The organism is Flavobacterium sp. U410 (assembly GCF_053570605.1).
On the sequence record NZ_JBSEFI010000031.1, the window covers coordinates 1 to 16,376 of the forward strand.

General features: G+C 31.0%; 13 protein-coding genes, 1 other RNA gene and 1 pseudogene. 5 read left to right on the plus strand and 10 right to left on the minus strand.

Annotated features, from left to right (window positions below; all coding sequences use genetic code 11):
* On the minus strand, positions 1-1,614 hold a 1,614-nt coding region (locus ACUSJC_RS15760), incomplete at its 3' end, for a PKD domain-containing protein (RefSeq protein WP_449270528.1).
* A 416-nt stretch (positions 1,615-2,030) separates the two neighbouring features.
* Between ACUSJC_RS15760 and ACUSJC_RS15765 the strand changes: the two genes are divergently transcribed.
* Genes ACUSJC_RS15765 through ACUSJC_RS15775 form a run of 3 tightly spaced genes read left to right on the plus strand, consistent with a single transcriptional unit; the run spans position 2,031 to position 5,531 of the window.
* On the plus strand, positions 2,031-2,537 hold the full coding sequence (locus tag ACUSJC_RS15765) for a SixA phosphatase family protein (protein WP_449270529.1): 507 nt from the start codon (positions 2,031-2,033) through the stop codon (positions 2,535-2,537).
* Complete coding sequence (gene ppk1, locus ACUSJC_RS15770) at positions 2,515-4,632, plus strand: polyphosphate kinase 1 (RefSeq protein WP_449270530.1); 2,118 nt, start codon at positions 2,515-2,517, stop codon at positions 4,630-4,632. Before ACUSJC_RS15765 ends, ppk1 begins: the two co-directional genes overlap by 23 nt.
* 8 nt (positions 4,633-4,640) lie before the next feature.
* On the plus strand, positions 4,641-5,531 hold the full coding sequence (locus ACUSJC_RS15775; RefSeq protein WP_449270531.1) for a Ppx/GppA phosphatase family protein: 891 nt from the start codon (positions 4,641-4,643) through the stop codon (positions 5,529-5,531).
* Here ACUSJC_RS15775 and ACUSJC_RS15780 read toward each other — a convergent pair.
* From ACUSJC_RS15780 to ACUSJC_RS15790, 3 genes are all read right to left on the minus strand, one after another.
* Positions 5,528-7,252, minus strand: a complete 1,725-nt coding sequence (locus ACUSJC_RS15780) for a DNA polymerase III subunit gamma/tau (protein ID WP_449270532.1) — start codon at positions 7,250-7,252, stop codon at positions 5,528-5,530. The two genes, ACUSJC_RS15775 and ACUSJC_RS15780, sit on opposite strands and share 4 nt — an antisense overlap.
* 92 nt (positions 7,253-7,344) lie before the next feature.
* Entirely contained in the window at positions 7,345-7,641 is a 297-nt protein-coding gene (locus tag ACUSJC_RS15785; RefSeq protein WP_449270533.1) for a hypothetical protein, read from the minus strand.
* A gap of 63 nt (positions 7,642-7,704) precedes the next feature.
* Positions 7,705-8,943: a T9SS type A sorting domain-containing protein gene (locus tag ACUSJC_RS15790; protein WP_449270534.1), complete on the minus strand. Its 1,239-nt coding sequence runs from the start codon at positions 8,941-8,943 to the stop codon at positions 7,705-7,707.
* Between the two features lie 77 nt (positions 8,944-9,020).
* Between ACUSJC_RS15790 and rnpB the strand changes: the two genes are divergently transcribed.
* An RNA gene (gene rnpB / locus ACUSJC_RS15795) (RNase P RNA component class A) lies at positions 9,021-9,332 on the plus strand.
* Between the two features lie 26 nt (positions 9,333-9,358).
* Here the strand turns inward: rnpB and ACUSJC_RS15800 are convergent.
* Both ACUSJC_RS15800 and ACUSJC_RS15805 read right to left on the minus strand, forming a co-directional pair.
* Positions 9,359-10,009: pseudogene (locus ACUSJC_RS15800) on the minus strand (response regulator transcription factor); the annotation flags it as partial.
* A gap of 9 nt (positions 10,010-10,018) precedes the next feature.
* A complete protein-coding gene (locus ACUSJC_RS15805; RefSeq protein WP_449270535.1) occupies positions 10,019-11,377 on the minus strand; it encodes a sensor histidine kinase in 1,359 nt (452 codons plus the stop codon).
* Between the two features lie 122 nt (positions 11,378-11,499).
* On the opposite strand from ACUSJC_RS15805, the gene ACUSJC_RS15810 reads away from it, so the two are divergent.
* The gene (locus ACUSJC_RS15810) at positions 11,500-13,587 is read left to right on the plus strand and encodes a TonB-dependent receptor domain-containing protein (RefSeq protein ID WP_449270536.1); all 2,088 of its coding nucleotides are present in this window, start codon (positions 11,500-11,502) and stop codon (positions 13,585-13,587) included.
* On the opposite strand, the gene ACUSJC_RS15815 is transcribed toward ACUSJC_RS15810, so the two are convergent.
* From ACUSJC_RS15815 to ACUSJC_RS15830, 4 genes are read right to left on the minus strand one after another with little or no spacing between them, the layout of a single operon-like run.
* Entirely contained in the window at positions 13,588-14,154 is a 567-nt protein-coding gene (locus ACUSJC_RS15815) for a GNAT family N-acetyltransferase (RefSeq protein ID WP_449270537.1), read from the minus strand.
* Positions 14,155-14,167: 13 nt separating this feature from the next.
* Positions 14,168-14,749 carry a 16S rRNA (guanine(966)-N(2))-methyltransferase RsmD gene (gene rsmD / locus ACUSJC_RS15820; RefSeq protein ID WP_449270538.1) on the minus strand — a complete coding sequence of 194 codons (582 nt, stop codon included), beginning with the start codon at positions 14,747-14,749 and terminating at the stop codon, positions 14,168-14,170.
* Positions 14,746-15,558 carry a DUF3822 family protein gene (locus tag ACUSJC_RS15825; RefSeq protein WP_449270539.1) on the minus strand — a complete coding sequence of 271 codons (813 nt, stop codon included), beginning with the start codon at positions 15,556-15,558 and terminating at the stop codon, positions 14,746-14,748. Before ACUSJC_RS15825 ends, rsmD begins: the two co-directional genes overlap by 4 nt.
* Entirely contained in the window at positions 15,542-16,303 is a 762-nt protein-coding gene (locus ACUSJC_RS15830; RefSeq protein WP_449270540.1) for a hypothetical protein, read from the minus strand. Before ACUSJC_RS15830 ends, ACUSJC_RS15825 begins: the two co-directional genes overlap by 17 nt.
* Positions 16,304-16,376 lie beyond the last annotated feature (73 nt).

The window sequence follows — 16,376 nt, forward strand, 5'->3', positions numbered from 1 at the left end:
TGCTGTAGTATCCTGAATGGTGAAAGTAGCAGTAGTTTCGCTAAAGTTACCGCAATCATCAGTTGCTCTAAAAGTTACAGTTGCAGAACCAGTTGTTCCACATTCATCAGAAATAGAATCACCAACTCTAGTCCATGTTACATTTCCACAAGAATCAGAAGCAACGGCACCACCATTGTTATTCAACCAAGTGTTGAATTCCGTTCCGTTTGTACTACTACATTCCACAGTGCTATTACTTGCCTGTGTTGCAATTGAAGGAGGAGTGATATCATTAATTAAAATAGTTTGGTTACAAGTAATGGTATTTAATATGGTTGTTTCATTAGATTCATGAATTCCATTATTGTTATCATCTTGATATTCGGTAATTGTATAAGTTCTTGTAATATTAGAATTGCAACCTGCATAAGCACTGTTTTGAGCAGTAATAACAATTACACCACAAGGATTATTGCCAATAATTCCATCGCCATTGCCTAAAGCTTCAAAATCGGCTTCAGTAAGTATTCCTTCTATTGGTAATAAGTCATAGCATTGGATAGCAATAGGACTAAATGTCGGACAACTGACTTCAAATTGGCAACAAACAACAGGAGAAATAGTTGTACTATAATTTTTTGTACATCCTAAAGCATCAGTTACTGTTAAAGAATAAGTTCCTACATCCAAATTTGATAAATCTTTAGTAGTTTGTCCTGTATTCCAAAGATAAGAGTAAGGTGGTGTACCTCCAGTTACGGTAATATCAATTGCAGCTGTTGAGTTTGGTGTACAATTCAATGGTTGAACATTAGCTACAATAGTAATTTCTGTTGGGTATAGTATTGGAACAGTATAAAAATTACTTAATCCATTAGCATCAGTAACTGTTAAAGTAGCATTATAACTGTTACTATTGTTATATGTAAACGTTGGATTTTCGACAGTAGAATCTATTGTTCCATTAGAATCAAAATCCCATGCATAGGAATAAGGAGGTGTTCCCCCATTTGTAGTGGAATCAAAATTAATAGTGGACTGATTTCCATTAGTACAACCACTATATGTGAATTGAACCGCTAAAGGTGCTGTAACAACTACTCCTCCGGGAAGTTCACATTGTGATCTGTTATAAGAATGACAATCATAGGGCGTTAATTCTGTATTATTTCCGGAAGTTTTCCATACAATTAAAATTCTATTTAAAATAATTTCTTGCCCGCAAATCCATGTAAATGGACCGTATAATAATCGTTGTCCTGTTCCTGAAGAAACCGTACCGAAATTGACATTGATGGAAGTTGTAACTCCGTCAATAATTAAATCCGCAAATATTCTTGCGTGATAAATATCGCTGTTAGAATTTGATGTATAATTCAACATAATGTACATGGTATGTGAAGAACCGGGAGTACATGTTGTATCATCTAATGGAACACCATTAATGTCTGTCAAGCTAAGAAAAACATCATCTAGTGTATAATTATTAGATGTACAGTTGAAATAATCGGTGTAATAATTGGGTGCTGTACCGCATAATCTTAGATCCGGTTTATCAGCAGTAAATTGTCCATAAGACATATTTAACCCAATAGCAATAATAAGCAGCAATAGCGTAATTTTTGCTTTCATAACCTCTACTTTTTGTTAAACATTTGATTTCCAAAAAGTCAGATAAGTAAAGTTTAGCGAATAAAAGATTACTCCGCAGTTATAATCGGGGGGAAATGAAAAAGTTAATAAGGGAAATGGTTAACAGTAAAAAAAATTAAGTTAGTGACTTAACCGCAGTAATTTATATAAAAAATAATTCATCACAAAGGAGAATTGAAGTTCAAACGTTGGGAGCGCTTTTTGTAATTACATAGCTAAATTAGTTAATTTCAATGCATCGATTTTACTAAAGGTTCTTTTTTTCGATAAAAAGAGATAAAAAGTCTATGAATTAACTTTTAATTATCATTTTCGGGGTAGTTATTTCCAGAAAAAAAGCGTTACTTTATGAAGAATTAGTTTGATAATTGTGCCATTTATATAATTTTTTATTTATGAAAAACTTAGTAATTATTCGTCATTCCAAATCAAGTTGGGAGGCGCCATTGAATGATAAAGACCGTCCTCTTTCTCCAAGAGGAATACAAGATGCACATTTAGTTTCCTCTAAAATAATTGATTATTTACCTGATACTTACATTGTTTGGAGCAGTACTGCTAAACGAGCGCTAGAAACGGCAACCATATTTTCACATCATTTACATATTCCTTTAGAGACTCTTATATTGAGAGATGATTTATATACATTTGATGAAAAAGCTTTGGAAAAGGTTATCAAAAGTTGTCCAAATCATTATGAAAATTTAATTCTTTTTGGACACAATGATGCCATTACAAATTTTGTTAATAAATTTGGTGACCTATTTATAGAGAATGTTCCAACTTCAGGTGTTGTCTCTTTAGCATTTGATACCGATGATTGGAATGATCTTAAAAAGGGTAGGACAATAAAAACAGTTTTTCCAAGTCACATTAAGCATGAACAACACGCATCATCATAATTTTTATATAGATAGAGAAAAAAGTTGGTTAACTTTTAATGCCAGAGTTTTACAAGAAGCGGCAGATGAAACAGTTCCTTTATTAGATAGATTACGTTTTTTAGGAATTTTCTCTAATAATTTAGATGAATTCTTTAGAGTTCGCTATGCAGCTATCAGAAGAATGAAAAATGATAGCAAAATTAATTCTGAAAAAGTTTTAGGCGGAATTTCGGCAACTGAACTTTTAAAGGAAATTACAGATATCGTAATTGAACAACAATCAGAAAGTTTACGCATTTTAAGCGAAATCGAACATAAGCTTCAAAAAGAGAATATCATTATTGTTAACGAAAAAGAAGTTACAAAAGAGCAAGAGAAATTTTTACACGAATTTTTTATTCAAAAAGTAAGTCCTGCTGTAGTAACGATCATGTTAAATGACTTAAGCGAATTCCCACTGTTAAAAGATACTGCTGGTTATTTGGCTGTTCGTTTAGTGATGAAACCTAAAAAATCATCATTGATCGATAATTTTATTCCAAAGAAAGAAATTCGTTATGCCGTAGTTGAAATACCTAATACAGTTAATCGTTTTGTGGTATTACCATCAAATAATGAAAAGCAGTATGTTATTCTTTTAGATGATGTTGTACGACTTAACTTAGATTATATCTTTAACATATTTGAGTATGATAGTATTTCAGCTCACATGATTAAAATTACCAGAGATGCTCAGTTAGAATTTGATAGTGATCTTTCTAAAAGTTTAATTGAGAAAATCTCAGATAGTGTAAAAGAAAGAAGGGTAGGAGAGCCTGTTCGTTTCGTTTATGACCAAGCCATTGAGAAAGATTTTTTAACATTTTTACTCAATCGTATGAAAATAGATAGTTCAGATAGTATTATTCCAGGCGGGCGTTATCATAACCGAAGAGATTATATGAGTTTTCCTAATTTAGGACGATACGATTTACTATATAAGCCTAATACTCCTTTACCTATTCCGGGATTGGAAATAGAAGGAAGTATGCTTCAAAAAATAAGAGAGAAAGATTATTTGCTTAATGCACCATATCAATCATTTTCTTATGTAATCAAATTTTTAAGAGAAGCTGCTTTAGATCCTAAAGTAATGTCTATCAAAATTACGTTGTACAGATTAGCTAATAATTCTCAAATCATCAGCTCTTTAATAAATGCAGCTAAAAACGGAAAAAAAGTAATTGTACAAATTGAGCTACAAGCTCGTTTTGATGAAGCCAGCAATATCTATTATGCAGAACAAATGCAAACGGAAGGTATTGAGCTTATTTTTGGTGTTAAAGGGTTAAAAGTACATAGTAAAATATGTGTCATTGAACGATTAGAAGAAAACAAAGTAAAAAGATACGGCTTTATTTCGACAGGAAACTTTAATGAAAGTACAGCCAAAATTTATACTGATCTAACACTTTTTACAGCTGATTCGGCAATTTTGAAAGATGTCTCTAAAGTTTTCGACTTTTTTCAGGTAAATTATAAAGTTCACCGATACAAACATTTATTTGTTTCACCGCATTATACACGTTCTAAATTCAACAAGTTAATTGAACGAGAAATTTTAAATGCTCTTTCCGGTAAAGAAGCTTTTATTAAATTAAAAATGAATAGTTTATCTGATTTTAAAATGATAGATAAATTATATGACGCCAGTAGAGCAGGTGTTAAAATTCAATTGATCGTGAGAGGAATTTGCTGTATTGTACCTGGTGCTGATGAAATGAGTGAAAATATTGAAGCGATAAGCATTGTAGATAATTATTTAGAACACGCCCGCTTGTATATTTTTGCTAATGACGGTAATCCTGATGTTTATATTTCGTCAGCTGATTTTATGACGCGTAATTTAGATTCGAGAGTAGAAGTAACCTGTCCTATTTATGATAAAGAGATTAAAAAGGAATTAATAGAGATTTTTGATATCGGATGGAAAGCCAATGTAAAAGCACGTTATCAATCGGATGATTTAAAAAACAGATACAGAAAACGTGGTGATGAAAAACCTTTCCGTTCTCAATTAGAAACATACAAGTATTATCAAAATAAATTAGAGGTTATTACCGAAAAAATATAACACTGTTTATGATTACTATAAAAAAATATGCGGCTATTGATATAGGTTCCAATGCTATGCGATTATTGATTACCAATATTGTAGAACAAAAAGGACATCCTACTCAATTCAATAAAAGTTCTTTGGTTCGTGTGCCCATTCGTTTAGGACAAGATGCTTTCACCGTAGGTGAAATTTCAGAAGAAAATGTGAGCCGAATGGTCGATGCTATGAAAGCTTTCAGTCTATTAATGAAAGTACATAAGATAGAGAAATATAAAGCTTGTGCTACTTCAGCAATGCGAGAAGCTTATAACGGAAAAGAAATTGTAGAACTTATCAAGAAAAAAACAGACATTAGAATAGATGTCATTGACGGTAAAAAAGAAGCAGCTATTATTGCGGCTTCTGATTTGAAGCAATTTCTTAATACTGATAAAACTTATTTATATGTAGATGTTGGTGGTGGTAGCACAGAGTTTTCATTATTCTCGGAAGGCAAAATAGTAGTTTCAAAATCATTTAAAATAGGAACCGTTCGATTACTGAATAATATGGTTTCCGATATTGTTTGGACAGAAATAGAAAAATGGATCAAATCTGTAACAAAAGATATTGAAGAACTTTCATTGATCGGTTCAGGAGGAAACATTAATAAAATATTCAAATTGTCTGAAAAGCATCCGGACAAACCTTTGTCTTATGTTTATTTAAATTCACAATATCAAAAGCTTAACAGTTTAACTTATGAGCAAAGAATTGCCGAGTTAGGTTTGAATCCTGATCGTGCAGATGTAATCATTCCGGCAATACGAATTTATTTAAGTGCAATGAAATGGAGTGGTGCTAGACAAATTTTTGTACCCAAAATAGGATTGTCAGACGGAATAGTTAAAGCAATGTATTACGGAAGAATTTAAAGATCCAGATCAAACATCTTTTTCAGAAGTTCTATATTTGGATTCAATTCTTTTAGTTTTTCAAATTTTTCTATAGGAGTAAAAGCATGTTTATTTGAAGTGGTTTCATTGACAACTACTTCAATGACAATGTCATGGTTATGCAATTTCCCTCTAAGATATCCTAATAATTCATTAGAGCCGTGTAAAAATTCTTCCTTTGTACTTTCATTCGGAAGTTCCAGTTTTATGGTTGTTCCTTCCAAAACAGGATCATTCATTTGCATGTAAGTAGCCATCAGCTTTTTACCCTGATCGGTTATCCTTTGTGCAAATTTATTCCACTGTAATAACATATCTGTTTCCGTAAACTTTTCTTTTGGAAGCTCGCCAATCGATTTTATTTGAGTCAACTGCTTAGCTTCTAACTCTTTTCTTGCCTTAATACTTGCCAGCGAAAGAGCAGAAACATTAGGTCGATTACCAGTACCGGTTGCTGAAGAAATAGGATTTGTAATAGCAGGTGATTCAGAAACAGGTTGAACTACCGTTTTAACAGGTTCTACATTTGGAGTTGAAATAGGATTATTTACAACAGGTTTTACAACTTCTTCCGTTATAGAGTAACTGTTATTTCTAAAATATAGAGCCGGAATTATGAATGACTTAGCTTTTTTTTTTTCTCCATCTAAAGTAATGGAGGCTAATTGCATTAAGCAAAGTTCAACTAGTAAACGTTGATTTTGACTGGTTTTGTATTTTAAATCACAATCATTGGCCAATTCGATTCCTTGTAAAAGGAAATCTTGTGAAACTTTTGAGGATTGTTCTTGATATAATTTTTGAGCATGTTCTCCGGTCTCTAATAAAGTCAGTGTTACCGGATTTTTACAAACCAATAAATCTCTGAAATGAGAAGCCAAACCAGCTATAAAATGATGACCGTCAAAACCTTTCGCTAAAATATCATTATAAGCCAATAGCAATTCAGGAATTTTATTCTCAATAATTAAATCCGTTACTTTAATATAGTATTCAAAATCAAGAACATTAAGATTTTCAGCAACAGCCTGACGTGTTAAATTGGTTCCGCAATAGGAAACCACTCTGTCAAAAATAGAAAGCGCATCGCGCATAGCGCCATCTGCTTTTTGCGCTATAATATGCAAAGCATCGTCTTCAAAAGTGATACCTTGTTCTTTTGCAATTTCAGCCAAATGCTCTTTAGCGTCGTTAATTGTAATTCTTTTAAAATCAAATATTTGACAACGAGAAAGAATCGTTGGAATGATCTTGTGTTTTTCAGTAGTTGCTAAAATAAAAATAGCATGTCTAGGCGGTTCTTCCAATGTTTTCAAAAAAGCATTAAAAGCAGCCTGCGACAACATGTGAACCTCGTCAATAATGTAAACTTTGTACTTTCCTGTTTGTGGTGGTATGCGTACTTGGTCAATAATACTACGGATATCATCTACACCATTATTAGAAGCAGCATCTAATTCAAAAACATTAAAAGAGAAATCCTCATTAGGGTCGTCATAACCTTCCTGATTGATTTTACGCGCTAAAATGCGGGCACAAGTTGTTTTTCCCACACCACGCGGACCTGTAAAAAGCAAAGCTTGAGCTAAGTGATTGCTCTCAATAGCATTCAATAAAGTATTGGTAATAGCTTTTTGACCTACAACATCTTTAAATGTCTGTGGGCGGTATTTTCTAGCCGATACTATGAATTGTTCCATTGTTCTTTATTGGTTCACAAATATAAAACAAATGTTCAGTTTAAGTAAAGCCATATTTTCAAAATAGACGAAAAGTTATTCACAATGCACAATTATTCGTCGGCAATAATTAAGATGTTTTCGATTATTTTGGCTGCTTTGGAATCTGAATTTGCCGAAAATCCGCTGACAAAAACTCCCTTTTTGCCTTCAAAAGAAGCGATTCCATAAACAATAGCTTCGTCATCAGGATTGGAATTTCCTTCATAGCGATACACATGTTCTACGATAAAACCGTCAGGATCTAACACAATTTCATTTTCATGAATATTAAAATCGTATTCAAATCCTATTTTTTTCAATTCGTCTAAAGCTTCTGAAACGGAAGCATAATGATATTGTGTTGCCATAATAAATAGTTTTTGCTTGTTCTCTACAAGTTACTGATTTTTATGTTAAGGAAGTTATAAAGGTTAAAATTTTATAAATCTTTTGACGCTGTTATTCACTTTTGCAAAATAAACTCCTTTATCTAATTCTTGAATTTTCACGGTAATAAGTTTATCTTCAGATTCTGTTTTCAAAATCATTTTACCAAACATGTCATAAATACCGATTTTACACAAAACTTTATTTTTGTTTCTGATAAACAGATTGTTATGGGCAGGATTCGGAAAAACAGTTATTTTATCATCAGTTTCAAAATCTTCGGAAGATAATAATCCACAAAAAGATTCTCTTGGATTGGTGCTGCTGGTACACGGAAATGTATAGTTGCTTTCCGGGTATAGAACAGGAGGGTTTTCATATTCTATTAAATTCAACATTCCGGTTGGCATAGTAATTTGGTTTGTACTTCCGTTGCCCAACGCTACATCTTTTCCTGCTAAATTTCCATTAAAAGTATAATCGCACAGAGCATCTAATAAACGATAGTAAGCATAATAATCTAAAGCATCAAAAGCAGAAGACGTATTGGGAACGCTATGGTCAGCAACATAATTATAACCTCCTACAGTACATGATTTTACCAAAATAAAATCTTTTTCACTTAAAGGAATATTGATGTTGTTAAAAATATCGATTGCCATTCTATGATCATTCGTTATATCATCGTCAAATACTTCTGTTAATAATTTAGTATCCAAAGGGAAAGAGCTCAATTCAGTAGGAGAAAGGTCAAGAGTATACCATTGTGCTAATGCATAAATAAATCTTCCCGATGATCCCCAATTGTAGCTGTCAAAACAATGTTTAGCCAAAGTAAAAGAAGCTCCTCCACCAAAAGAGTGACCTAAAAAACCGACTTTTGTAGTATCAATTACCGCAGAATAGTCGCGCGCAGCTTTTGTAAATCCGTGTAGTAAGTTATCATAACGATCTTCGTTAGTGACTCCGGTTGTTTGATAAGGAACATAAACGACAGCATAACCTTTCTGTGCTATAAAATTCAATACACCACTTATGTTTGCAGAAACATTACCACCATAAGCATGACTATAAAATAGTGTAGGAACAGGAGTGATGACATCAGAAGGATGGTAAATTTCAATATCTTTTGATGTGAAATAGGGATTGGTAAAAGAGATAACTCCCACAGGATGAGTTCCGTCAGAACCATAGCCGGAAGAAGGTTTTGGAAAATTAGGGTCGTTATACTGAGCATTACTGAATGTAATATTCAACAATAGAAGAAATAAAATCTTTTTCATGAGTAATTTTAGCATAAAAGTAATCAGATTTTAGACAAGAAATACATCTTAAGGTTTAAAAAATGTTATACTTTTGCACCGCAGACCGTCTTATCGTCGTTCCAATTAAAATTGGGAGGGAGGAAAGTCCGGACACCATAGAGCAGCATAGCGGGTAACGCCCGTCCGTCGAGAGATGAGGACAAGTGCAACAGAAAGGATGTACAGGTAAGGCTGTAGTGAAATCAGGTAAACTCTATGCGGTGAAATGCCATGTATATCAGCAATTAAGGGCTGCTCGCCCAATGCTGAGGGGTAGGCAGATGGATTCCGTGAGTAATTGCGGAACTAGATAAATGATAAGACTCCTTTTTTGGAGACAGAATCCGGCTTACAGGTCTGCATTTTTTATTTTAAACTCTAAACCGATGTTTCTTATACTTTCTAATGAAATAGAATCATCATCTTTAAAGTATTTTCGGAGTCTGCTAACAAAAACATCCATGCTTCTTCCGGTAAAATAATCATCATTTCCCCAAACCGTATTTAAAACTAATTCTCTTTTAATTAATTGATTAGCATGTTCTAAAAAGAATAAAATTAAAGAAGCTTCTTTTTCAGTTATTTGTTGAATCTTTGTTCCCATTTTTAATTCATAACGATTGGTGTCAAATAAATATTTGCCTATTGGAATCGGTTCTGATAATTTTTTTTCGTTAATTCTTTGTGTTCGTTTTATAATGTTATTCAATCTTAAAACGAGTTCATCGGCTTCAAATGGTTTTGTAATATAATCATCAGCACCTAATTTTAATCCCTTTATTTTATCTTCACTCTGATTTTTTGCTGTTAAAAAGACAAAAGGAACTTCAGGATTGATTTCGATAGCTTTTTCAGCTAATGTAAAACCGTCCATTTTTGGCATCATAACATCAAAAATACAAATGGTAAATTGTCCTTTTTTTAGATAATCAAGAGCTTCTTCACTGTCTTTTGCTAAAAAAACTAAAAATTGATGTAGTTCTAAATACTGTTTTAAAATATTGCCAAAGTCAATATCATCTTCTACTAAAAGTACTTTTTGCATGAATAGAAATTATATAATAGGAATACTGATTGTGAAGGAAGCTCCTTTTCCTAGATCGCTGATAACCTGAATGGAACCTTTATGTGCTTTCATGATTTGATCAACATAAAAAAGCCCTAAACCTAAACCTTTTACAGTATGGATATTACCACTTTCAATACGGTAAAACTTTTCAAAAACCATGAATTGTTTATTTTTAGGAATTCCTATTCCGTCATCTTCAATTTGAATATAAAAAAGCTCTTTTTGGATAAATGTTCTGATGATAATAGTTTGACATCCATATTTTACAGCATTTTCTAACACATTATTTAGTGCTGTAGTTAAATGAAAATGATCAAGAAACAATTGCGTTTCTGAATTGTTGGTTTCTAAGTTTATTTTTATATTAGGATATGCTAAATTGAAGTCAAAAATAATAGATTGTAATAAGGAAACAATTTTAATTTCCTTTTTGCATAATTCTATTTCCTCAAAACCTAATGATTCGTTAATTACTTGATCTACAATTTTTTGCAATCGGTTGTTTTGACGGTGTATAGTTGCTAATATAGAATCTAAAACATCTTTATTATTTAGAATTTCACTTCGTTCTAGTATTTTTGTAGAGACAGAAAGAGTAGTTAAAGGTGTTTTTAATTCATGAGTCATGTTATTGACAAAATCTGTTTTTACATCACTTATTCTTTTTTGTTTGATTAAAGCTTTTAATATAATAACGAAAAGCAATACCAGAATAGTAGTCAATACTGTAGCCAAAATGAGAATAAAGGTCATTCTTCTTAAAACAATTTGTTCCCATTTTTTTACAGAAACAAGTAAAGTTTCATCGGTTAACAATTTGTAATCCGGATTTGAAATTCCGGAAACAGTTCTGACATAACTTTTGACAGTAAAAGCACTTTCTAAGGTTGTCAGATTTCCATAAACGGCATTTTTAATATTTACTTTTTCAGAGAATAATGTATCTGCTTTTTTAGAAGAACTAAGAATTACAAGCTTATTGGCAACAACGGCAAAATCAATATTATTCTTAGGAAATTCAAGTTCAATTTGTCTTCTTAACTGTTGGGTCAGTAATCCGCGGTAAGGATTATCTATAAATTTATGTTTAAAATCTTCTTTAGGATTTTTATCTTGAACATATTCATCAATTAAATTACTGTAAAATAAATTGTTATCATACTGTGTTGAAGAATCTATACTCGCAAAATTATTGACAATATTAGAGATTTTTTCTTTTATTTCTCCTTGGAATTGGGCGACTTTATAGTTGTAAGAAGTTTTAACCAAATAATATTGCATAGCAATCAGCACTATTAAAATGAATGCTGAAAAACCAATTAAGAGATTTATTTTTTGTTTCATAATTGCCTTTGAATACTCAAAAATAAGGCTTTTTTGACTAAATCGATTCCGTTAACGCTGCATTAACTTTCGATTAACTCTCAAAGAAAAAAAACAGAACAACTTTGCTAAAAAATCAAAAAATGTTAAATACTATCAGTAGAATTGCTTTATTTTTTATCTGTATTAATGCTTTTTCGCAAGAAGAGAAAAAAATAGAATTAGAGGAAATAAAAGTAGAATATAACAAAAAAGCCATTACAGTAAAAAATGGAACTTTAAAAGTCGATGTCGCTAATTCCATTTACAGTACCATTGCAAATCCTTTAGATTTATTGGCAAAACTTCCTGATATTCAAGTTAGTCCTGATAAAGAAAATATAACTTTGATAGGAAAAGGTTCACCATTGCTTTATATTGATAATCAAAAAGTAGATATAAATATTCTGAATTCATTGACTGTAGATGACATTAAAACAATAGAAATTATACGACATCCTTCATCAAAATATGAAGCCAACGGAAGGGCAGTAATACACATAACCCGAAAATTAAGTAAAAGAGAAGGGATGCAAATAGACATTTCAGAAAAAGCTTCTTTTCAAAGAAATTTCAATAACTATTTTGGTCTTAATTCTAGCTTTAAAAAGAAAAAACTAGAATTTAAAACAAGTTTTAATTACAATCAATTGACCGTTTGGGAAAAAAACGGAAATAATTTTACAATCCCGGCAAATGATATTATTTCCAATTATATGACTAAAGCTATAACTAAAAGACCTCAATTTATAATTGGAACTGGACTTTTTTATAAAATTAATGACGATGATTATTTGTCTTTTAACTATAACCAAAGGCTTCAAAATGATCGATTTAATATAACCACAACTACTTACAACCAACAAGAAAGTCTAATTGAAAATATTTATACGTTAAATAGCAATCATCAAAAAAGAAACTTTTTGAATACTTCTCTAAATTACAATCATAAGCTAAAAAAATCAGGTGTTTTATTGTTTTCCGGGTTTCAATATTCTCATTTTGAACAACCGACAAACGGAATAATCTCAAATGACGTTAATGATTCAGGATTAGAAGTAACACAAAATAGAGATCAGAACTTTTTAGTTGATGTTTTTTCAGGAAAACTAAATATCGAAAAAGAATTCAAAAATAAAATGAAATTAGAATTTGGAGTTCAATTTTCAAAAGCAGATTCAGATACACAACTAGAAATTGAAAATTTTAATTCGGAAAACGATAGCAAAACAGATTATAACTATAGAGAAACCAATGCGGCTTCTTATGTTCAAATTTCTGGTGACTTATTGGAGAAAATAGATTATACAATAGGACTAAGAGGTGAAAAAACTGTTACAAAAGGAAAACAATCTTCTGATAGTTTTTTATCTATTGATAAAAATTATTTCAATTGGTTTCCAAAAGTAGCTGTAAATTATGCGTTGAATGATGCTAACGCTATATTTTTTAATTATGCAAAAAGTATAAATCGTCCGGTATTTTCAATGACCAGTCAAATTTCAACATACATTAATCCTTATTTTATATGGACTAATAATATTAATTTGAATCCTACCATTGCCAATGAAATTTCGATATCGTATGAATTTAAAAATAAAGTTTTAGAATTAAGCTATTACAAGACAAAATCGCCCATTTATTATGCTACTATTTACAATGAATCAGAAAATTTGCTGTTATTTCAATCAGAAAATTTCGATAAAGAATCAGGATTCAATTTAGGAATCACATTACCTTTTGCATATAAGAAATGGTCGACAACAAATAAGATAACAGGTGTTCTAAACAAGATAGAAAATGAGCAATCTGTTCTAAATCAAACAAAACCTTATCTGTATTATTATTCTAATCATCTTTTTAAGTTTAAAAAAGGAATACAGATGATAATAACAGGTTGGGGCTTAACAGATAGGATGGAAGGAGTGTATAAAAGAAATGCTCTTTTTACGATGGATTTTGGAATTTCAAAAACATTTTTTAATCAATTAGATTTTGCTTTGAACTATAATGATATTTTTAGACAGATAAAATTCAGAGAAGATTTTACAACCAACAATATCAGTAGTAAAGGAATTTATTATACAGATGCCAATTTGTTAGTATTGTCAATAAAATATTCCTTTGGAAAAATTAAAAATTCAGAATTCAAAGAAAAATCAATTAACGACAACTTAAATAGAATAAAATAGCTATCGAGATACTTTTTCTATTTGGAGATGGTTTAATAATTTTCCGGCTAATCTTTTTTCGCCTTTGATTTGAAATCCTAATTTTAAATAGAGTTTTTGAGCTCCCGGATTTTCTTTTTCAACCAATAAACCAAGCGTTTTATTTTGTTGCATAACAAAAGTTTCAATCAAAAAGTGAAGTAGGGAAGAACCCAATCCTTTTCCTTGATAATCAGAATGAACACCTAAACAATCAATGTAATATTCGCCAGCTTCCGTTTCATCTTCCGGTGCAAGTTCCGGATTGTATTTAGCTCGGATCTCCTTTAGAAATGGCGTTCTCAATTCGTGCAAACAAGCTCCGTCATATACTAAAGCAGCTCCTAAAATTTTTTGATTTTCTTCTATAACCCAACAATTTTCGTAGGAATATTGGTTTTTAGGTTGCTTTATAAATTGAAGTAAAATTGTTTTGGCTTTATCTCGATTTTTTTCTTTAATGAATTCATACAGAATATCTTCCATTGCTAATAGAATATAATCAGCAATAGCAGTTGCATCTTGTAAAGTTGCTTTTCTAATGAGCATTAGGGAAATTTATTTATAGATCATCTTCGTCTTCTTCAGCATCTTCTTCTTCTTCCGACTCAATTTCGAAAAACGAAAAAACAGTTCCGCCGTAATGTTTTGAAAAAGCAAAGTGCATCATGTGATCCAATTTGGTATCCTTGGAATGTTCGACAATCAGCATACCTTCTTCATCTAAAATTTCGTTTTCAAAAATTAAAGTGACAATACTTTCAAATTGCTCTTGTGTTAAACCATACGGTGGGTCGGCAAAAATAATATCATAAGAAGTATTGCAACGTTCTAAATATTTAAAAACGTCATTTTTTAAAGCAGTAATATCAAGATCTAATTCTTCCGAAGTTTTTCTGATGAAAGTAACGCAGCCAAAATCGGCATCCACGCAAGTAATAGGAGCAGCACCTCTGGAAGCAAATTCATAGCTGATATTTCCGGTTCCGGCAAAAAGTTCTAATATCTTTAAACCACTGAAATTGAAATAATTATTCAAAATATTGAACAACGATTCCTTTGCCATATCAGTAGTAGGACGAACAGGAAGTTTTTTAGGAGCTACTAAACGTCTGCCTTTGTATTTTCCGGAAATAATTCTCATGAATGTAGTAAAATATAATGTTGACGAATCTCTGATTCACTTTTGAAAAGTCTATAACTTAATTCGTTGGTATTGAACAACTCAAAATTACGGATAAATTTGTAACCTATTTTGAAAAAATCATCGGTTTTTGAAATATCGCCCAAAGCAAAAACATTACAAATCTCCGGATTCAATTGCAATTGTTCCATCGTGAACAAAGTGTAGTAAATGAAATCTTCGGGAGTTTTATATTCAAAAGAATTGAACAACAATAATTCATTGCTTTTAACGGCAACTATCTCAAAATGATCTTTTTGGAAATGAACATATAATCGTTTATCAAAAGTATTTTTAGAATACGATAATAATTCGTCAACTAAAATACTATTGGCATTTACATAATCAAAACTTTCATATTGATCTAACAAAAAATTATTAATGTTTACATACGGAACATAAACATTACAAATGTCGTCAGTTTTTAATTTGTCGAAAGCAAATAAATCCGTTTCAAAAACTTTTACATTGTATTGCAAATAACTTCCTAAAAAATTTTCGTCAAATAAAGATAAAGGAACAAAAGTATTCAAGCTATTGTCGTGAATCACCTTTATTTCATCAAATTTTTCAGAAAGAATAGGGTATTGGGTAAAAGCTTTCCAAAGTTGTTCTTCCAATACATGGTTTTTAGCAAACTCAACACTATTGAAAGTGATAATTTTATTAGTAAGTAAATCAAAAACACAAAAAGAAAGTCCACTCAAAGAAACTTGAATGGACAACTTTTTATAATTTTTTTGTGTAATATCGTTAGTCGTTATTACCATATTTTTTAGGCCAGTTTCCGGTTACGGTTACATCTTCTAATGAACCTAAAACAATTTCATCTCCGTTAATTTCTTCGATAGATTCCACTCTATTTTCTTGTTCAATTAGTTCTTCGTCTAAACCAACCAAAATAGCGTTTTTGTCAATTTTAGCTTGAAAAACAGGTAATTTCATATCATTTCTTTCCACTTCAGCAGTCTTTAAAGAAATAGGAACTACTAAATCACCAATTCTTACTTCGCTCATTCTTTTGTAACGATCTGAATTTTTAAATAAAGAGTCTTTTACAGAAGTGTATCCTAAAGTATCAATTACCACAACATCTTTAAAGAAACCACCTTTACCGGTAGCATCAGTAGTAATTCTGAATGCAGCATTTTTAGCTTCATCAATTACAGAAGTATCTTTTCTTGAAATAATAGGGAATTTTTCAGCATCAATGAAACGAACCAACTCATCAAAAGAGTCAGCATATTTTCCATGAATTGATTTGTAACCTAATTGTGCTTTTTTGATATCTAATAATTTTTTAACGGCAATTTCGTAACGTTCATTTTTAGCCTTTTCAAAATTAATAGGTTTCATTACTGAAGCATAAATTAAATAAGCTAAAACACCACAAACAAGCCATAAAGCTACGGATACAATTGGACGAGCGTTTCTTGGTAAAAATTTATCAATAATTTTAACCAAGCCAAATGCTACTAGAAAAGTGATAACTGTGAATACTAGAAGTAATAACATTTTTATATATAATTTTTAGTTTAATAGGTACGCAAATCTACAATTTTTTTTTCTTCTCAAAAGAAATTCTAAT